General features: G+C 66.0%; 22 protein-coding genes. 13 read left to right on the top strand and 9 right to left on the bottom strand.

Going from position 1 to position 18052, the window contains the following annotated elements; all coding sequences use genetic code 11:
- Nucleotides 1-247: 247 nt before the first annotated feature.
- The 4 genes from ACTIF2_RS07650 to ACTIF2_RS07665 all read left to right on the top strand — a co-directional run bounded on the left by ACTIF2_RS07650 (nucleotide 248) and on the right by ACTIF2_RS07665 (nucleotide 4109).
- Complete coding sequence (locus ACTIF2_RS07650; protein ID WP_439496444.1) at nucleotides 248-1036, top strand: Stf0 family sulfotransferase; 789 nt, start codon at nucleotides 248-250, stop codon at nucleotides 1034-1036.
- A 3-nt stretch (nucleotides 1037-1039) separates the two neighbouring features.
- A complete protein-coding gene (locus tag ACTIF2_RS07655) occupies nucleotides 1040-2245 on the top strand; it encodes an aminotransferase class III-fold pyridoxal phosphate-dependent enzyme (RefSeq protein WP_439496445.1) in 1206 nt (401 codons plus the stop codon).
- A gap of 38 nt (nucleotides 2246-2283) precedes the next feature.
- The gene (locus ACTIF2_RS07660) at nucleotides 2284-3726 is read left to right on the top strand and encodes a radical SAM/SPASM domain-containing protein (RefSeq protein WP_439496446.1); all 1443 of its coding nucleotides are present in this window, start codon (nucleotides 2284-2286) and stop codon (nucleotides 3724-3726) included.
- 95 nt (nucleotides 3727-3821) lie between these two features.
- Nucleotides 3822-4109: a hypothetical protein gene (locus ACTIF2_RS07665; RefSeq protein ID WP_439496447.1), complete on the top strand. Its 288-nt coding sequence runs from the start codon at nucleotides 3822-3824 to the stop codon at nucleotides 4107-4109.
- Nucleotides 4110-4183: 74 nt separating this feature from the next.
- On the opposite strand, the gene ACTIF2_RS07670 is transcribed toward ACTIF2_RS07665, so the two are convergent.
- From ACTIF2_RS07670 to ACTIF2_RS07680, 3 genes are all read right to left on the bottom strand, one after another.
- On the bottom strand, nucleotides 4184-4357 hold the full coding sequence (locus ACTIF2_RS07670; protein ID WP_439496448.1) for a hypothetical protein: 174 nt from the start codon (nucleotides 4355-4357) through the stop codon (nucleotides 4184-4186).
- A gap of 56 nt (nucleotides 4358-4413) precedes the next feature.
- Nucleotides 4414-5316: a calcium-binding protein gene (locus tag ACTIF2_RS07675; protein ID WP_439496449.1), complete on the bottom strand. Its 903-nt coding sequence runs from the start codon at nucleotides 5314-5316 to the stop codon at nucleotides 4414-4416.
- Nucleotides 5317-5413: 97 nt separating this feature from the next.
- A complete protein-coding gene (locus ACTIF2_RS07680; protein WP_439496450.1) occupies nucleotides 5414-5719 on the bottom strand; it encodes a hypothetical protein in 306 nt (101 codons plus the stop codon).
- Nucleotides 5720-5948: 229 nt separating this feature from the next.
- On the opposite strand from ACTIF2_RS07680, the gene ACTIF2_RS07685 reads away from it, so the two are divergent.
- Both ACTIF2_RS07685 and ACTIF2_RS07690 read left to right on the top strand, forming a co-directional pair.
- Nucleotides 5949-6221 carry a hypothetical protein gene (locus ACTIF2_RS07685; protein WP_439496451.1) on the top strand — a complete coding sequence of 91 codons (273 nt, stop codon included), beginning with the start codon at nucleotides 5949-5951 and terminating at the stop codon, nucleotides 6219-6221.
- 112 nt (nucleotides 6222-6333) lie between these two features.
- A complete protein-coding gene (locus tag ACTIF2_RS07690) occupies nucleotides 6334-6633 on the top strand; it encodes a hypothetical protein (RefSeq protein WP_439496452.1) in 300 nt (99 codons plus the stop codon).
- Nucleotides 6634-6692: 59 nt separating this feature from the next.
- Here the strand turns inward: ACTIF2_RS07690 and ACTIF2_RS07695 are convergent, their stop codons facing one another.
- The gene (locus ACTIF2_RS07695; protein WP_439496453.1) at nucleotides 6693-7307 is read right to left on the bottom strand and encodes a hypothetical protein; all 615 of its coding nucleotides are present in this window, start codon (nucleotides 7305-7307) and stop codon (nucleotides 6693-6695) included.
- A 195-nt stretch (nucleotides 7308-7502) separates the two neighbouring features.
- Between ACTIF2_RS07695 and ACTIF2_RS07700 the strand changes: the two genes are divergently transcribed.
- From ACTIF2_RS07700 to ybaL, 3 genes are all read left to right on the top strand, one after another.
- Nucleotides 7503-7718 (top strand): hypothetical protein, encoded by a 216-nt coding sequence (locus ACTIF2_RS07700; protein WP_439496454.1) that lies wholly within the window; start codon nucleotides 7503-7505, stop codon nucleotides 7716-7718.
- A gap of 169 nt (nucleotides 7719-7887) precedes the next feature.
- Nucleotides 7888-8208, top strand: coding sequence for a polyhydroxyalkanoic acid system family protein (locus ACTIF2_RS07705; protein WP_439496455.1), 321 nt, complete (start codon nucleotides 7888-7890; stop codon nucleotides 8206-8208).
- Between the two features lie 178 nt (nucleotides 8209-8386).
- Complete coding sequence (gene ybaL / locus ACTIF2_RS07710; protein WP_439496456.1) at nucleotides 8387-10123, top strand: YbaL family putative K(+) efflux transporter; 1737 nt, start codon at nucleotides 8387-8389, stop codon at nucleotides 10121-10123.
- Between the two features lie 174 nt (nucleotides 10124-10297).
- Here the strand turns inward: ybaL and ACTIF2_RS07715 are convergent, their stop codons facing one another.
- Nucleotides 10298-11020, bottom strand: a complete 723-nt coding sequence (locus tag ACTIF2_RS07715; RefSeq protein ID WP_439496457.1) for a hypothetical protein — start codon at nucleotides 11018-11020, stop codon at nucleotides 10298-10300.
- 476 nt (nucleotides 11021-11496) lie between these two features.
- Nucleotides 11497-11688: a hypothetical protein gene (locus ACTIF2_RS07720; RefSeq protein ID WP_439496458.1), complete on the bottom strand. Its 192-nt coding sequence runs from the start codon at nucleotides 11686-11688 to the stop codon at nucleotides 11497-11499.
- A gap of 60 nt (nucleotides 11689-11748) precedes the next feature.
- On the opposite strand from ACTIF2_RS07720, the gene ACTIF2_RS07725 reads away from it, so the two are divergent.
- Nucleotides 11749-12411 carry a hypothetical protein gene (locus ACTIF2_RS07725; RefSeq protein ID WP_439496459.1) on the top strand — a complete coding sequence of 221 codons (663 nt, stop codon included), beginning with the start codon at nucleotides 11749-11751 and terminating at the stop codon, nucleotides 12409-12411.
- Nucleotides 12412-12564: 153 nt separating this feature from the next.
- Here the strand turns inward: ACTIF2_RS07725 and ACTIF2_RS07730 are convergent, their stop codons facing one another.
- Together ACTIF2_RS07730 and ACTIF2_RS07735 are read right to left on the bottom strand one after the other, a co-directional pair.
- A complete protein-coding gene (locus ACTIF2_RS07730) occupies nucleotides 12565-13491 on the bottom strand; it encodes a site-specific tyrosine recombinase XerD (protein WP_439496460.1) in 927 nt (308 codons plus the stop codon).
- A complete protein-coding gene (locus ACTIF2_RS07735) occupies nucleotides 13488-13634 on the bottom strand; it encodes a histidine kinase (protein ID WP_439496461.1) in 147 nt (48 codons plus the stop codon). The genes ACTIF2_RS07730 and ACTIF2_RS07735 overlap by 4 nt, the downstream gene beginning before the upstream one ends.
- Before the next feature lie 156 nt (nucleotides 13635-13790).
- Between ACTIF2_RS07735 and ACTIF2_RS07740 the strand changes: the two genes are divergently transcribed.
- From ACTIF2_RS07740 to ACTIF2_RS07750, 3 genes are read left to right on the top strand one after another with little or no spacing between them, the layout of a single operon-like run.
- Nucleotides 13791-14381, top strand: coding sequence for a shikimate kinase (locus ACTIF2_RS07740; RefSeq protein WP_439496462.1), 591 nt, complete (start codon nucleotides 13791-13793; stop codon nucleotides 14379-14381).
- A 19-nt stretch (nucleotides 14382-14400) separates the two neighbouring features.
- A complete protein-coding gene (gene aroB / locus ACTIF2_RS07745; RefSeq protein WP_439496463.1) occupies nucleotides 14401-15543 on the top strand; it encodes a 3-dehydroquinate synthase in 1143 nt (380 codons plus the stop codon).
- An 11-nt stretch (nucleotides 15544-15554) separates the two neighbouring features.
- On the top strand, nucleotides 15555-16847 hold the full coding sequence (locus ACTIF2_RS07750) for an HlyC/CorC family transporter (RefSeq protein WP_439496464.1): 1293 nt from the start codon (nucleotides 15555-15557) through the stop codon (nucleotides 16845-16847).
- Here ACTIF2_RS07750 and ACTIF2_RS07755 read toward each other — a convergent pair.
- Nucleotides 16837-18012 (bottom strand): calcium:cation antiporter, encoded by a 1176-nt coding sequence (locus ACTIF2_RS07755; RefSeq protein ID WP_439496465.1) that lies wholly within the window; start codon nucleotides 18010-18012, stop codon nucleotides 16837-16839. The genes ACTIF2_RS07750 and ACTIF2_RS07755 overlap by 11 nt on opposite strands.
- Nucleotides 18013-18052: the final 40 nt, after the last annotated feature.

An 18052-nucleotide genomic window follows, 5' to 3' on the forward strand; every position in this document is an offset into this window, starting at 1 on the left:
CGTTCCATGTCGCGGCGCCCCCCGGCGCATCAATTTCACGCCTTGAGCGGCTCCCGCTCCGAGCCTGCCATGGCCGCGCCGCCGCTCCGTCCTCCATTTGAAGGATGCGGGTCTTGCCGCATGACGTATCGTGCTGTGCTGCTCATCGAATCGGTGCAGCGAAGCTTTGCCGCGACATCATGCCGAGACCGGCTTGTCACTCTTCCAGGGCGGTCGTAGGCTTCGTGAATGACGGAGCGGGCTGCTGATGAAATTCATCGTTCTTTGCTACCCGCGGACGGGGTCGACCCTTCTCATTACTGCTCTGGGCGCCCATCCTGCCGTCCGGCAGGGCATGGAAATATTCAATCCCGTGCTGGAAGGCGACGCTCCATGGGTCGACTGGCGTAAGGAAACCTTCGCCTCGCTCTATGGGCCGCAAGACAGCTACCTCAACCCGCAAGGTTACCTGGACGGCGAGCGGTTCAACTTACGCCTGCTGTCGGAGCGCTTCTTTGCTGACTTCGACGGCACCAAGATCATGTATGATCAGCTCGCCCGGAACTCGGGCGTCTGGGACCATGTCCGCTCCTTGCCCGACCTGCGCGTCATCGTCCTGCGCCGGAACATCGTCGAGGCGGCCGTCTCCTTCCGCATCGCCATGGAGACGGGCCTCTGGCATGTCGCGGCCGGCGGCGACGTGCCCGCGACGCCCAGGCTGACCTATGAGCCCGGCTATATCGGCTGGTTCTACGATCATTTCTGTGCGCCCGAACCGGCCGTCCTCGATCTGTTCGGGAAGCATCGGCTGATCGAGGTGGATTACGACGACCTGGTCTCGGCCTGGCCCCGGACATTGCGCTCGGTCCAGGCCGGGCTTGGGCTCGAGCCGCTGGCCGAACCGCCTCCGTTCAGGAAGGGAACGCAGGGCTCCCTCGAGGACCTCATCGTCAATTACAGCGAGGTCAGGGCCCACTATGACAGGCACCCGATCCTGGCGCGTCATTTCGAGACCGCGTCGCGGCCGGCCGCAGCGCCGCTCCGGGCCCGGATGTGAACCATGAGCGACGCGGACCCCGCCACTGACGGTTTGACCAGCGAGCAGGTGCTCGCCCTGATCCTGCCGCCCAATGTCTCGCATGGCTATGGCGGGCATCTCGTCGACATGAACGGCGTCGACTATATCGACATGGTCTCCGCCTGGGGCACCAATATCCTGGGCTACGGCTATGAGCGCATCGCCAGGGCGGTGTCGGCCCAGATCGCGAAATACGCCAATCTCGGCATGGCCGGCCCCGAGTTCAGCCGCCTGCACGGGCTGCTGCTCCAGCATGTGCCCTGCGCCGAGGCGATCCATCTGGTGAAGAACGGCTCGGACGCGACTGCGGCGGCGATCCGTCTCGCCCGCTTCGCGACGGGGCGCGTCAAGATCCTGCATCGCGGCTATCATGGCGTGCAGGACTGGTACATGGCCTCGATCCGCTCGCCCGGCGTGCCCGACACCCACCATGCCCAGATCGTCAGCCTCGCCACGCTCGATCCGCAAAGCGTCCGCCAGGCGCTCGCTGCCCATCCTGGCGAGTTCGCGGCCCTGATCATCGACCCGATGCTCTGGCCGATCCCCGATCGCGAGGCGATGCTGGAGATCCGCGATCTCGTCGAGAAGGACGGCGCCCTGCTGATCTTCGACGAGGTCGTCTCCGGATTTCGGGTCGCCGTCGGCGGCATGCAGCAGGTCTGGGACGTGACGCCCGATCTCGCCTGCTACGGCAAGGGCATCGCCAACGGCTCGCCGCTCTCGGTGCTCGTCGGCCGCGAGAAATGGATGCGGCATGTCCATTCGATCAATTACAGCCTGACCTTCGGCCTCGAGGCCGTCTCGATCGTGGCGGCCGTCGAGACCATCGGCGAGATCGTCGATCGCAACGTCTGCGCCGATCTCGCCCGCAAGGGCCAGGAGCTGAAACGGGCCTACGCCGCGCTTTGCGCGGCACGCGGGATCAAGTCCGCCCTGGTTGGACATGATTGCCGGCCGCAGCTCGAATTCGAGGGTGCGCCCGGCGTGGCTGGCGATCTCTGCCACTACCTGACGATCCAGGAACTCGCCCGGAACCGGGTCTGCACCTACGGCACCTTCAGCCTCAGCTACTCCCATACGAGGGCAGACATCCAGGCCGTCATCCGCGCCTTGGAACATGCGCTCGACAAGGTCGAACTCACCATCCGCCAGAATGCCCCCGCATTCGTCCAGGCGACGGGGCAATAGCGGGCCAGCGAAAGCCGTCACGGCGAGAGGATCGTAGGATGCGTCTATCGACCCTGATGCGACCGATCCGGAGCCTCAGTGCCCGGTTCAGCGGCGCCCTGCCCGCCTCGGAGCTCATCCCCAGCCCGGTTCCCGAACTCGTCTTCGATCCGGAGCAGGCCGCGCTCGACGCCGAGCTCTCGCCGGCCTCGATCATGTCGAAGACGCCGGAACAGCTCGAAAAGCTGGTGACGCCGCTGTCGCTCGCCGAGATCACGACGCGCTACGGCGATGACCGCTGGCTGCACAATTACATGCTCAGCATCTGGGAGAACGTGAACGGCCGGACCCGGCTATCCGCCTATCCCTGGAACATGACGCTGGGCATCACCAGCACCTGCAACGCCAAATGCACCTTCTGCTCGGTTCCGGTCCGGCGCAGCCGCCACCCCGCGCTCGAGAACGACCTGGAGGCGATCCCGCATCTGGAGCTTCTGCTGTCCTATTCGCGGCTGCTGCTGATCACCGGCGGCGAGCCGACCATCCATCCGCGCTTCGGCCGGATGCTGCGCCGCCTGCGCGAGATCCTGGACCCGCGCGCCTATGTCACCCTGATCACCCATGGCCACCGGCTGCATCGCTTCGAGGAGGAGCTGTCGGAGGTCAATATCAACTTCGTCATCAGCCTGAACGCCGCCACCGCGGCGACCCATCACTCCCTGATGAAGCTCGGCGAGGACGCCTTCCCGAGGATCGTCGAATCGATCCGCTGGGCCCGCTCGAAGGGGCGCATCGTCGATATCAGCTGCGTCGTGGTGCGCGAGAACCTCGCCGAGATCCCCGACCTCCTGCGCCTGGCCGAGGAACTCGGCGCGCATGGCGTCTATCTCCGCACGCTGATCCCCGGCGACTATTATGCCGTGATGTTCCCCAATCCGGAGGACTTCAAGTCGCTGCCGGCCTGGAGCCATCCCGACGTCGCCTATTGGCAGGAACGCGCCCGCGAGGCGATCGCTGCGACCAGCGTCGAGGTCTATGGCGATCCCGACCAGTGGAGCGTTCCCCTGCACTCGGCCGAGCTGCCCGCCAACACGGATCGCGAGACGCTGGTCGCCTCGGTGCGCAACGACCCGCCGATTGCGCTCACGAAGGGCGATCCCTTGCCCGCCGGCAGCACGCACGACAATTGGCGCCAGCCGGTCGCCAATCCTTACGGCCGGATGGCGCCTTTCGCCTGCAGCTATCCCTGGTATGCGCTCAAGATCCTCGATCCGAGCCAGCGCATCTATCCATGCAGCTTCATGCACCAGATCATGGGCCATGACGATGTCGGGCTGCACGGCGCGCCTGAGTTCATGGATCTCTGGAACAGCCCGGCGATGATCCATCTGCGCGAGACGCTGCAGCATGGCCCCCTGCTGCCGGAATGCATCACCTGCCCCTCGCAGATGGGCGGACAGGGCCAGTGCCAGTCGGATAAGCAGGCTGCCGAGAGCGCCTGACCGGCCCGGCCGTTCACGGTCCGGTAAGGTCTGGCGGGTGTTATCGGGACCGGGTGGCGCGGGAACCAGAAGGGATCCAACGGCATGGATATCCGATGACCAGGCGGGTCACGACGGCTCTCGTCACGGCCGCCATCGCCGCCGGCACGCTCGTCGCCGCCTCGTCGCCGACCAGCGCCTTCTGGGAGCGCTCTCATATCGCCGCCTGCGCCGAGGCGCGGTCCGAGGCCGAATGGCTCCGGAAACAGTGCTGGATCTTTGATCCGGTGCCTGAATTCCCCGTTCCGGCTCTCTATCCCTATGGAGAGTCCTATTCCCTGCCTTATGGCGGGTCGCACCGGCATCGACCGGGCGGCAAGCCCGTGGTCCGCCGCCTCGGATAGACCACTGATCGGCGCCGGCACGGCGAGCCCGCCGCTCCGTTCGGTACGGCGGGCATGTCCAACGTGCTTCGACCTCAGGCGAAGAACAGCGCCGCCTGGACCTGCGCCACGGTGAGCGCGGTATAGCCGTGCACCTGGAACGAATAATAGCCCGATCCCTGAGCGATATAGCCGATCACGTCGGTGCCATACTGCGTCAGGTAGACCGAGCCGCTATAGGCTGTCGGCAGGATGATATAGTCCTGCACGCCGCCGGCCTTGAAGTCGGCGATGTAGTCGGCGTCTCCCGCCCTGACATCGAAGCTCAGGTTGAAATAATGAGCCCACCGACATTGTAGTCGCCATAGAAGGTGTCGTTGCCGAGATAGCCGCCGAGCGCGTCGGAGCCGTTGCCGCCGAGGATGGTGTTGTTGCCACCACCCGCAAACACGATGTCGTTGTCGGCGCCGCCATCGATATAGTCATTGCCGTTGCCGGTCGCGATCTGATCGTTGCCGGCCTCGCCGAGCGCGCTGATCGCGTCTGCGATCCCCGAATAGATCTTGTCGTCGCCAGTCCCGCCATAGGCGATGTCGGCGCCGGCATCCGCCCGGATCAGGTCGTTACCGGCGCCGCCGACGAGCGCGTCGTTGCCGGCCCCGCCGATCAGCGTGTCGTTATCGGCGCCGCCATCCAGGTAATCGTTGCCGCGCCCGCCATCGAGATAGTCGTCGCCGGTGCCGCCATAGAGGCCGCCCGTAATCACGTAGAGGGAGTAGGCGGCATTGTGATCCTTGACCGCGATTTCCGCCGCTCTGTTGTCGTCGCCGTCGCCGCCCAGCAGGATGTCGTCGCCGTCGAAGCCGTAGAGGGCATCGCGGTCCTGACCGCCGTCGAGATAGTCGTCACCGCTCAGCCCGCCTATAAGCGGCACGATCGAGCCGCCTGCAGCAACGGTATAGAGAAAATCGCCCCCGACCAGCAGATCGCTTCCGGTCTCGCCATAGAGATAGTCAAGATTCGCGCCGCCGTGGATGGTATCATTCCCATGACCACCGAATCCATATAGAGTTCCGGTGCTCTTATTGCCAATGAAATCGTGACCGTTACCGCCATAAATGTTGGCCTCTACCAGGTACGTAAGAATTCTATCGCTTCCATCAAGGCCGTATACCGTGAACTGCGTTGCGGTAACGTAATCATCTCCATCCGTCAGCACCTGAGACATGACCGCCCTCCCCGCGAATTGCCGCGCTGATCCTCGGCAGCGGCATTCGAGGAAGTTCGGAACGTTAGGTCAACTCAAATACGCCTTCCAAGCCCTCTCAGCACTTGTAGACGGTGCCGGCGGTGCTCGGCCCCTTCCAGCCGTGATTGGCCACGTCGGACAGGACATGCGTGCCGCCGGCCTCGGCGCCGCGGACCTTGAGCCGGGCGAGCGCGCTGTCGCGAGCCCGGTCCATCAGCACGCTCTGGCTGATCGAGCCGTCGCCATTGATCTGGGTGAGGCGCTTGCAGCTCTCGACCACGGCGGCGGTCTCGGTCACCACCACCGCGTTGGAACGCGAATTGGGGACCATGCAGGCGCTGAGCGCCAGGGCCGGGACGAGCAGGAGGAAACGTAGCAGCATCGGATGTCCTTCCGCGGGGTCTGGTCGCGACCATTTCTCTGCTTCGCATGATCGGCCGCGACGCCGCAAATTCAAGGGCCTTGCGGCGGGCGGGCGAGGATCACCGAGGATCGCATTGAACAACGGCCGCGCGTGCTCTATCTCGGGCCGCTTCATCAAAGGTCGCTTGCGGGGCCGTCAGGCCGGCATGTCGCGGCCCGCAATCCGCGACCCAGCACGAGGATCGACCATGGCCCGCAAGAAATCCAAGCCGCTGGATGCCGAATTCGTCATGTTCGACGTCGTCTACAGCGACGGCTCGCGCTCCTCGAACCGGCGCGTGCCGACCGCCCTGCTCGGCGGGCTCGACGGCGACGAGCCGGCGCGGGACGCGATCATCGAGCAGGATACCGCGATCGCCGAAAAATCCGGCAGGCCGGCGCTCGCCATTACATCGCTGACGCGGTCCGGCAAGACCAGTGTCGAGAAGCCGGCGCAGCGTCCGCGCCGCGAGCGAGCGTAACCGGCGCGACACACTTAGTAATCTTAACGAGGCGGAGCGTCTTGACCCTTGCCGAAACGATAGTTTCTATGCGAACTGACGGCTCTAGGGTGGCTGAAAAGGACTTTCTCCAATGCGTTCACTGATTGTCGTGGGGCTGCTGGCGGCGGGGCTCGCCGGTTGCCAGACCGCGCAGGAATCCATGGCCGACGCCGAGGTGACCTGCGAATCCCAAGGCTTCCGTCCCGGCACGCGTGCTTACCAGCAGTGCCGTTCGGCGAATTATGTCGAGAACCGCCGCAGCTCGAACGAGACGGCCAGCGCCGTCGCGGGCGGCGTCGCTGCCGGCGTCATTGGCGGCGCGATCATCGGCTCGGCCGCGCGTGGCCCGTATTATCGCCGTGGCTATTACGGCCCGGGCTACTGGTGGTAGCAGAATCTATCCCGGGAGGCGTTCAGCCTCCCGGGATATCCTGATTTCCTTTTTCAAATCTATCGCTTTGCGTTGCGGCGCCGGGCCGGCGTGGGCGCAGGTTCGCTGTTCGAGCTGAGCAGCGATCCGAGCACATAGATCGCGATGCCGACCCCGAGCAACGCCGCCAGCGGCTCCCTCTCGGTCCGCTTCGCCAGCAGACGGCCGCCATCGCGGGCATAGTCCTGCGCCACGCTGCCTGACGACCTCAACCAGCTCTCCCCGTTCTTCCAGGCGCTTTCGCCGGCCTTGACCGCATCATCGCCGCCATAATCCGAGAACAGCCGGCGCAAGCGCGGATAATCCGGCTGCCAGGCCGGCGTCGACGGCCGCATGCTTGCCCATGCGATCAGACCGACGCTGAGCGCACCGAGGCCGAAGACCACCAGCGGATGGCGCTCGACGGCGCGCATCGCGGCCTCTCCGCCCTCCTGCGCATAGCGGCCCGCGCTGCGCGCCGCCTCCCCCGCATCCATATCGCCGACGGCGTCCTTGGCGCGGTAATAGCCGTCCTTGACGGTATCCGCGACGCCGCTCGCCTTCGCCTTGAGGCCTTCGCCGGCGCGCTCGATCTCGTCTTCGGTTTCGTCCCAGCCTTTCGGCATGTCGGGCGGGAACTTGTTGCTGATCGCCATTGGGGCCTCCATCTGCGGATCGGGGATGTATCCAGTGAACGAGGCACCTCCGGCAGAGTTCCGAGACAGCTGCGGAAATCTGCGATTCTCCCGCGCCTGCCGGCTAAGGCTTGTTGCAGCCGGAATGCAGCCATGACGAGGTCAAGATTCGATGCGACTTGCCTGTCATCCACTCTGGACCGACAGGAGACGCTCATGGACATCGAACAGTTCCGGGCGCCGCTGGGGCCCGTCATGACCGACCCGGAATGGATCGCGCTCGAAAGTCTCGACGAAGAGACCAAGCACTTCATCTTCGACGACGCCATGCTGCGCGTCCTGACCCAGCGCGGGCTGGTCGAGCCGAAGGAAGGGCAATGGCGCGTCACTCCGCATGGTCAGCAGGCCTTGAACGAGCGCAGCGCCTACTAAAGGCGCTCCAGCGAGAGCGCATGAATTGCTCCGGGACACCGGACGACGCCGGGCGATGCAGGCCGCATCGCCCGGCGTCCGCTTTCAGGCGACATGCCATGGCCGCGCGCACTGGAAATCGCTCTCCGGCGCATCACATGAGAAGCTCCGCGCGGACCTGAGGAGCATCATGGCCAAGCCCGTCAGCATCACCGTTTCCCATGATCTCGGGCGCGAGGCCGCGCTGGCGCGCCTGCAGGGCGGCATCGACCGCATTCGCGACAAGCTCGGCCTGGTGAAGATGCAGCTGGTCGAGGAAAGCTGGAGCGGGAACACGCTGCAATTCGCGGTCGCGGCGCTGGGCTATACCGTTCGCGGCCGGCTCGATGTCGAGGACACGCTCGTGCGCATCGAGGTGATGCTGCCCTGGGTGCTCGCGGTCTTCGCCGAGAAGCTCAAGCTCGGGGTCGAGAAGCAGGGCCAGATCCTGCTCGAGAAGCCGCGTGCCTGAGGCCGGATAGTCCCTCTCCCGGCGGGGCTGAGCGCAGTGCGACAATTGGTCTGGTTCGATCGGCACCGATTTTGCCCCCGGACAACTCCGCGAGCCACGCTCGGCGGTTGAAATTCACCGGCTCGCCCGCCATGATTCGAGCGCCCCCTTTTCACCCCTTCACCATTCCGGGAGACCGATGCATCACGGCCCGCTGATCGCCATTCTCGTCGCGGGCCTCGGCCTTGCTTTCATCTTCGGGGCGCTTGCCCAGAAACTCCGTATCTCCCCGCTGGTCGGCTATCTCCTCGCCGGCGTCGCCGTCGGCCCCTTCACGCCGGGCTTCGTCGCCGATCAGGGCCTCGCCAACGAGCTGGCCGAGATCGGCGTCATCCTGCTGATGTTCGGCGTCGGCCTGCATTTCTCGCTGAAGGACCTGCTGTCGGTCAAAGCCATCGCCGTGCCCGGCGCCATCGTCCAGATCGGCGTCGCGACCCTGCTCGGGCTCGGGCTCGGCCTGCTGCTGGGCTGGACCTGGATCGCGGGACTGGTCTTCGGCCTGGCGCTGTCGGTCGCGAGTACGGTCGTGCTGCTGCGCGCCCTGCAGGAACGGCGCCTGGTCCAGACCGAGAAGGGCAAGATCGCGGTCGGCTGGCTGATCGTCGAGGACCTCGCCATGGTGCTGGCGCTGGTGCTGCTGCCTGCCATCGCCGATGCGCTGAACGGCGCGCGGCCAGGCGCACCGGGCCCGCTCGCGACGCAGTTCGATTTCGGCCTCTGGGGCGTGCTCGGCCTGACGCTCGCCAAGGTCGTCGCCTTCGTCGCCTTCATGCTCATCGTCGGGCGCCGGATCATCCCCTGGGTGCTGCACTGGGTGGCCCATACCGGCTCGCGCGAGCTGTTCCGCCTGGCCGTGCTCGCAGTCGCGCTCGGCGTCGCCTATATCGCGGCCAGCCTGTTCGGCGTCTCCTTCGCGCTCGGCGCCTTCTTCGCCGGCATGATCCTGAACGAGTCGCCGCTGAGCCAGCGCGCCGCCGAGGAATCGCTGCCGCTGCGCGACGCCTTTGCGGTGCTCTTCTTCGTCTCGGTCGGCATGCTGTTCGATCCGGGCATCCTGCTGCGCGCGCCGGGGCCGCTGATCGCCACGCTGGCGATCATCCTGATCGGCAAGTCGCTCGCCGCCTGGCTGATCGTACGGGCCTTCGGACGCTCGAACGCGGTGGCGCTGACCATCTCGGCGAGCCTGGCGCAGATCGGCGAGTTCTCCTTCATCCTCGCCGGGCTCGGCGTCTCGCTGGCGATCCTGCCCGAGCAGGGCCGCGATCTGGTGCTTGCCGGCGCGATCCTGTCGATCCTGCTCAACCCCGTCCTCTTCGCGATCGTCGACCGCCTGAGCATGGATGCCGTGCCGGTGGCGAAGCCCAAGCCGAGCGCCGCGGCGCCCGCACCGGAACCGGAGCCGGAGCGCGACATCGTGCCGACCGCGCTGGTCGAGCACATGGTCGTCGTCGGCTATGGCCGGGTCGGCTCGCTGCTCGGGGCCGGGCTGATCCGGCACGGCGAAAAGCTCCTGGTGATCGAGGATCAGTCGGACGCCATCGAGGCGGCCAGGCGCGACGGCGCCGAGGTCATCATCGGCAACGCCGCCGATCCCGAGGTGCTCGCAGCCGCCGGCCTCTGGCGCGCGAAGCGGCTCTTCGTCGCGATTCCGGGCAGCTTCGAGGCGGGACAGGTCTGCGAGCAGGCGAGGCGCGACAGCCCGTCGCTACCGATCGTCGCCCGGGCGCATTCGGACGCCGAGGTCGAGCACCTGACCAAATGCGGCGCGACGCTGACGATCATGGGCGAGGCCGAGATCGCCCGTGCGATGCTGGCGCTCTGCACCCGGTCCGGTGCGGAACCGACGGAGCCGCCGCCGGCCGCCTCCGCGGCGTGACGTTGTCCGCCCCCTCATCTCTCGAGGGTATTGCGACCGATAGCGGACAAGTCAGCGAGTCGAGGACAGAGCTTCGCGTGGTCGCCTCGGGCTGACTGACGGTGCGGCAAATCCTTGACCGCGAGGGGTCGCGGTCAAGGTTTGATCTCTGCCAGCGAGATCGGCGGCTACCGCCTAGTTGGATGCGGTATGCGTGGACTTATGCCCGCGATAGGTCGCATGAGCGGGCTTGTGATTGATCTGGATCGTCTTGCCGGTTCGCACGACACGCGCCGGCAGAACCTGCGTCTGGGAGACGTAACGGGTCTGGGGCACGATCACCGTGCGATCATGCACGCGTGTGATCACATTGGTCCGGATCACCGGCTGCACGCGCGTGACGGTGACATGGCGGTTGATGTTCCGCACATAGCGGGTGCGGTTGACATCGTTGTAGCGGGTCACGTTGTTGACGCGCTGCACGGTATTGTAGCGATAGACCGTCCTCGTCGTCGGGCGGGCCGCGGCGTGCGAGATATGGACCGTCTTGCCGGTGCTGACATGGCGGGCGCCGAGCCGTTCCGTCCGGGATGCGTGTCGGTTCTCGTTCACGACCGCGGTCCGGTTATGAACGCGCGTGACGAGGTTGACACGTGTCACCGGTTGCACGCGGGTGACATTCACAACCCTCGTGACCTGGTTGACGCGGCGGGTGCGATTGACATCGCGATAACGCGTGACGTTGCGCTGCTGTTGCACGGTTCGGTAGTTATAGGTCGTATTGACCTTGGTGCTGGCAATGGGTCGCTTGCATTCTTTGCCGGCGCAGCGAGCTTCGGCCGACATCGGCAGCGTCACCGCCAAGACGGCGCCGGATAAGGCGATAATAGCGGCAATTTTCTTGAAGGACTTAAACATGGTCAACTCTCCTAGGGGCTTAAGAGGAAGACTCGATTACGATGAAAATCCAGCACGTTAACCACTGGAAATCTATTAGAAGCACTTCAGAAGCTGGAGAGTCGAGTCAGAGACGGAAAAGCTCGCATATTTTCAATTGCGCGAAATTCGCTAGTTTTAGGATCTTTTTACCTACCAGTGGTTGTATTGACGGGGTGAGGCGCTTTTGACCTCGTTGAGGTTTGGCCTCATTGACACCGTGTTCTTGCCAAATTGACTGTGTAGCGGGCGCGTTCGTTTCGCTCCTCAGGCGCATCGGACGCTTGGTGACGATGCCTGCCAGGCAAGGTTGCGTGTGGGTTGCGGCCAGCTCGCGAGATGGTTGCTGCGACGGGCAGCATCCGTGTTTTCGATAGGGCGGACCAAGGCGAAAAGCCGCTTGCCGCTTCGTATTCCGCTCAAACGCGGAATTGGGGCCTGGGGAACGCGTTTTCCGCTCATTTGATTAAAATGCGTTGGTTCAGGCCGGATTCATGGATCAGTATCAACCTGATCCATCCGGCCCGAAGCCACGTGGATGAGTTCGGAAGGTTAGAGGCATGCGCAGGATTTTGCAGGCTGGCCTGGTCTTTTTGACGGTTCTCGGCTTTGTCCAGGCCGCCTCCGCAAGCGAGCGTCGCGATTGCCATGGACAGGCGATCCGGGATCTCCAGCGCCTGTCGCCGCGCGGCTACGTGATCTACGAGGCGATGAAGGACAAGAAGCAGTTTCTGGGCTGGCTGAGTTGTGATGATGTCCAGCTGGGGCTGTCGACCGCGGTTCACGAGTCGGTGCATAATCTGACGGAGGAGCGCGATGCGTTTCCGCTGGTCAAGGGTGGAGAGATCCGCCGCCCGCACGAGCTCTCCAAATTCTTCGCTCCCAGCGAGATCGCCAAATCGTTCGCGGCACGCGACATCTTCGTCGCCGGTTATCTGCGCCCGGGCGGCGTCTCGTCCTCGAGCGATTTCCTCTATCTCCTGGATGAGCTCAACGCGTTCAGCCACGATCTGAACTCGGCTGTGGCGCTCGATTCCCTGCGCAGGAATGATCGCCAGATCGACCACCGCGACGGACTTGCCGCGCTCATGGCTTTCGTCATGACCTATGTCGACACGGCACGGAAGAAGCAGCCGGCGACATGGCAGGGGCTGCAGCGACCGGAGCCCAGGAAAGTCATCCAGACGTTATGGGCTCAAGCCGAAACGACCATGGCGTCATCCTGCGGTGTCCCCGAATTCGGCTCGAAGGACCGAGGCTATCTCAAGCTCGTCTGTGAGCGGAGCAATGGCGATGCGCTTGCCCAATTGCTCGGCCGGGCGCCGGTCTGCCCCAGCGCCTGCCTGACCTCGACGATCGCCTCGCCTCGCTAGAGTCGGTTCCGATCTGATTGGACCGTCATTGCGAGCGTAGCGAAGCAATCCAGAGCGGCAGAGAGCTCCACGTCTTCCTGGATTGCGTCGTCACTGCGCCCCTCGCAATGACGACTTCGCCGCCTGCGCGATCCAAAGGTTCGACACCGGCGCTCAGCTCTCGTCGGCGAGCGGATGCAGGTCGCGCACCATGCTCTTCAGCCGCTCGTCGAGGACATGGGTGTAGATCTGCGTCGTCGCGATATCGGCATGGCCGAGCAGCTCCTGCACGACGCGAAGATCGGCGCCGTTCTGCAGCAGATGGCTGGCGAAGGCGTGTCGCAGCACATGCGGACTGAGCGCCGAGGCCGGCAGGCCAGCCGCGCCGGCGAGCACCTTGAGGTCGCGGCCGAAGGCCTGGCGTGTCAGATGCCCGCTTTCCCCGTCCGAGGGGAAGAGCCAGCGGCTCTCGGCCCCGCCCGTCCCCCGCAGCACCGCCAGATAGGCCCGCGCCGCCTCGCGCGCCGCCTCGTTGAGCGGGACGAGCCGGTCCTTGTCGCCCTTGCCGCGGACCACCAGGAAGCGCTCGCGGGTCGTGGCCGCCGATAGCGGCAGCGCGATCAGCTCCGAGACGCGCAGGCCCGTGGCATAGAGCATCTCGATCAGGCAGCGCATCCTCAGCGCCTTGAGCCGCGCCGCCGGCGACAGGCCCTCGCGCTCGCTGGCGAGCCGCGCGGTCTCGATCAGGCGGTCGACATCCGCGACCGAGACGACCTTGGGCAGCGGCCGCCCCTGCCGCGGCCCCTCGATCGCGGCGGAAGGGTCGCTGCCGGTCAGGCCCTCGGTATAGAGGAAGCGGTGGAACTGGCGCACGGCCGAGAGCTTTCGCGCTGCCGAGGAGGCTTTCAGCCCGCGCGCCGCGAGATCGCCGAGCCAGGCGCGGATATCGTCGGGACCGATGGCGCCGAGATCGCCGGCGACGAAGCCGGTATAATCGTCGAGGTCGCGTTCATAGGCCTCGAGCGTGTTGCGCGCCGCACCTCGCTCGGCCGCGAGCATGTCGAGGAAAGCGGAGACCCGGGCGCGCGTCTGCCGGCTCATCGCGGCTGCAGCTTCGCGGGCGGGACGATCTCGACCATCTCGCGCGGCTCGGGCTGGACGAAGGTCACCAGCGCGATCATGCCGCCGAAGATCAACCCGCCGACGATCGCGAGAAAGGCGATGAATCTGAAGAGGGTCGGCACCGGCCGGCGATCCTTTCGGACGTCCGTTCCGAGTCGGAACCATCCGGTTATTCCCGATGCGAGGGCGGTGGCGCAAGGGCGGATGCGCCGCAGGCGACGTGAGGGCATGACGTCGCCGGATCGCTCATGCTAGACCGAGCTAAAGGATTTGTTGCGATGACGATTGCCGAGGTTGTGGAGAGCATGGACCGCGATGCGCTGCGCGCTGCGCTCGGCCAGCGCGCCGTGGTGCTCGTCGGCATGATGGGCTCGGGCAAGAGCTCGGTCGGCCGCCGGCTGGCGGGCCGGCTCGGCCTGCCCTTCGTCGATGCCGACACCGAGATCGAGACCGCGGCGGGCATGTCGATCCCCGAGATCTTCGCGCAGCGCGGCGAGAGCGAGTTCCGTGATGGCGAGCGGCGCGTCATCAGCCGCATCCTGGCGACGCGCGCGCCGCTGGTCCTGGCGACGGGCGGCGGCGCCTATATGAACGCCGAGACCCGCGCGCGCATTGCCGAGCTCGGCATCTCGGTCTGGCTCAAGGCCGAGGCCGACGTGCTGATGCACCGGGTTCGCAAGCGCTCCAACCGGCCCCTGCTGCAGACCGCCGATCCGGAGGCGACCATGCGCCGGATGCTGGCCGAGCGCGAGCCGGTCTACGCGCTCGCCGACCTCACCCTGATCTCGCGGGACGATCCGCATGACGTCGTCGTCGAGGATGCCCTGGCGGCGCTCGACCGGCATCTGCGTTCGACCGGGAGCTTTTGAGCCTTTCGAGTATCATGCGATGAGCCTGCCAGCGAATGAGAAGCCCGGGGCGCGGATCGTGGTTCCGGTCGCGCTCGAAGGACGCAGCTACGACATCCATATCGGCCGCCACCAGCTCTGCGAGGCGGCCGAGCTGGTGGCGCGGCTCGCGCCCGGCGCCAAGGCCGCGCTCGTCACCGACGAGAGCGTCGCCGGCCTCCATGCCCCGGCGCTCGAGACCTGCCTTCACCAGGCCGGCATCGCGGTGACGCGGATCGAGATCCCGCCGGGCGAAGCCTCGAAATCCTATGCGCGCTTCGTCGCGCTCTGCGATGCGCTGCTGGCCGCGAAGATCGAGCGCAACGATCTCGTCATCGCCTTCGGCGGCGGCGTCGTCGGGGACCTGACCGGCTTCGCCGCCTCGGTGCTCCGGCGCGGCGTGCGCTTCGTGCAGATGCCGACGACACTGCTCTCGCAGGTCGATTCTTCCGTTGGCGGCAAGACCGGCATCAACTCGTCGCATGGCAAGAACCTGATCGGCGCCTTCCATCAGCCGGCGCTCGTCATTGCCGACACGGCGTTGCTCGACACCCTCAGCGAGCGCGAATTCAAGGCCGGCTATGCCGAGGTGGTCAAATACGGGCTGATCAACGATCCGGCCTTCTTCGACTGGTGCGAGGTGAACTGGAGCCGGATCATCGCCGGCGGCCCCGAGCGCGACCATGCGGTCGCCGTCTCGTGCCGGGCCAAGGCCGCGATCGTGGCGCGCGACGAGCGCGAGGAGGGCGACCGCGCCCTGCTCAATCTCGGCCATACCTTCGCCCACGCCCTGGAGCGCCTGACGGGCTATGACGCCAGCCGTCTCGTCCATGGCGAGGCCGTGTCGATCGGGCTCGCGCTCGCCTTCCGCTTCTCGCAGCGGCTCGGCCTCTGCTCCGGCCAGGACGCCGTGCGCGTCTCGGCGCATCTCGACGCGATCGGCCTGCCGAGCCGGCTTCGGCAGGTTCCGGGCGGAACCGGCAGCGCCGACGAGATCGTCGCCGCCATGGCGCAGGACAAGAAGGTGAAGCGCGGCGTGCTGACCTTCATCCTGGCCCGCGGCATCGGCAAGAGCTTCATCGCGCCCGGCGTCGCGGCGGACGAGGTGAAGGGCTTCATCGAAGCCGAGCTCGCGGCGGCCTGAGCGCATCCGCCATGCTGGAGAACATCAATCCCTGGCTGGCGGCGCTGATCGTGTTGATCTGCCTGCTGCTCTCCGCCTTCTTCTCGGGCAGCGAGACGGCCCTGACGGCGGCCTCGCGCGCGAGGATCGCGGCGCTGGAGAAATCGGGCAGCCGGCGCGCCGGCATCGTGATGCGGCTGCTCGCCATGCGCGAGCGGCTGATCGGCGCCATGCTGATCGGCAACAACATCGTCAATATCGGCGCCTCGGCCTTCGCCACCAGCGTGCTGGTCGCGACCTTCGGCGATGCCGGCGTGATCTACGCGACGGCCGCGATGTCGACGCTCGTCATCATCTTCTCCGAGATCATGCCGAAGACGGCGGCGATCGCGAAGCCCGATCAGGCCGCGCTGCTGCTGGCGCGCCCGGTCTCCTGGGTCGTCGCCGTGCTCGGCCCGCTGACCCTGGCGATCGAGTGGTTCGTCCGCCGCTTCCTGCGGCTCTTCGGCGTGCGCATCGACGAGAATCTGTCGATCCTCTCGGCCAGCGACGAATTGCGCGGTCAGGTCGACCTGATGCACCAGGAAGGCAGCGTCAAGAAATCGGACCGCGACATGCTCGGCGGCCTGCTCGACCTCGAGGAGCTCGGCGTCGAGGACGTGATGATCCATCGCACCAAGATGCGCACGATCAATCTCGACATCGGCCCCGAGGCGATCGTGCGCGAGGTGCTGGCCTCGCCCTATACCCGCATGCCGCTCTGGCGCGGCAAGCCGGAGAACATCGTCGGCATCCTGCACGCCAAGGACCTGCTGCGGGCGCTCGACGCCGCCGGCGGCGACGCCAGCAAGCTCGACGTGGCGCAGACCGCGCTCGCGCCCTGGTTCGTGCCGGTGACGACCTCGCTGCCCGACCAGCTCAAGGCCTTCCTGGCGCGCAAGACGCATTTCGCGCTGGTCGTCGACGAGTATGGCGAGGTGATGGGCCTGGTCACGCTCGAGGACATCCTCGAGGAGATCGTGGGAGATATCCGCGACGAGCACGACATCGCCGTGCCGGGCCTGCGCCAGCAGGCGGACGGCTCGGTCCTGGTCGATGGCGGCGTGCCGATCCGCGACCTCAACCGGGCGATGGACTGGGACCTGCCCGACGAGGAGGCGACGACGATCGCCGGCCTCGTCATCCACGAGGCCCGCACCATCCCCGATGCCGGCCAGGCCTTCACCTTCCACGGCTACAAGTTTGAGGTGATCCGCAAGAGCCGCAATCGCGTCAGCTCGCTCAGGATCACGCCTCTCGCGCTGGCCCTGGCCGTTACGGGCTGAATACCAGCACGAGGAAGACGAAGAAGACGCTGAGATGCACCGCTCCCTCCAGCATGGTGGTGCGTGTGCCGGTGAAGGTCAGCGTCGAGAGCAGCAGCGTCATCGCCAGGATCACCATATTGATGCTGGAGAGGCCGAGCACTACCGGCTGGCCGGTGATGAGCCCGATCGCGAGCACGGCCGGAACCGTCAGCCCGAGCGTCGAGGCGGCCGCGCCCAGGCACAGGTTGATCGCGCGCTGGAGCTGGTTGGCGTTGATGGCGCGCAGCGCCGCGATGCATTCGGGCGTGAACACCACCATGGCGATCAGGATGCCGCCGAGCGCGACGGGAGCGCCAAGGCGCACGATGCCGAAATCGAGCACGGTCGCGAGGCTTTTCGCCAGGATCACGATCGGCAGGATATTGGCGAGCAGGAGGACGACATGGACGAGGTTCGAGCCCTGCACGGACTGATGGGGCGGCTCGTCCGCCGCCTCGATCTCCCCCGACTCCGCGTCCGGCTTCGGCTGCGCCTGCCGCGCCGGCGACCGGGTGCTCAGATATTTGGCGCCGTAGGGCATGGTCGACTCGACCGATGGCTCCTTGAAGAAGACGCTGTGCCGCCCGGTCTGCAGGATGAGGAACGCGCCGTAGAGCAGGATGGTGAAGAGCGAGAAAGCGATGGCCTGGAAGCTGGTCAGCGTGCCATCCGATGTCGAGGTGGTGAAGTTGGGCAGCACCAGCGGGATCAGCGTCAGCGGGATGATCACCGCCAGATAGGCCGAGGCGCCCTTGAGATTGTAGCTCTGCGAGAAATGCCTCAGCCCGCCCAGCAGCAGGCCGATGCCGACGACGCCGTTCAGGACGATCATCAGCACCGCGAACATCGTGTCGCGCCCGAGCGTCGGCGCACCCTTGGCGCCGAGCATGACGGCCGAGATCAGCGCGACTTCGATGATGACGATGGCGAGCGTCAGGATCAGCGTGCCGTAAGGCTCGCCCAGCCGGTGCGCCAGCTCCTCGGCCTCATGCACCACGCCGAACGCGGCCCAGACGATGACGCCGAGCAGCCAGGCGAAGACCAGCACCGAGGGCAGCGGCGCCCCGAGCTGGCCGAGCAGCCCATCGCCGAAGAACTGGAACGCGGCCACGGAACCCCAGGCGCAGACGAGGCGGAGTATCATGCTGGTCAAATTTCGGAACCCGTTCTGTGTTCGGCGCGAC

It is taken from the genome of Allobosea sp. (assembly GCF_051860145.1).
Taxonomy (GTDB): Bacteria; Pseudomonadota; Alphaproteobacteria; order Rhizobiales; family Beijerinckiaceae; genus Allobosea.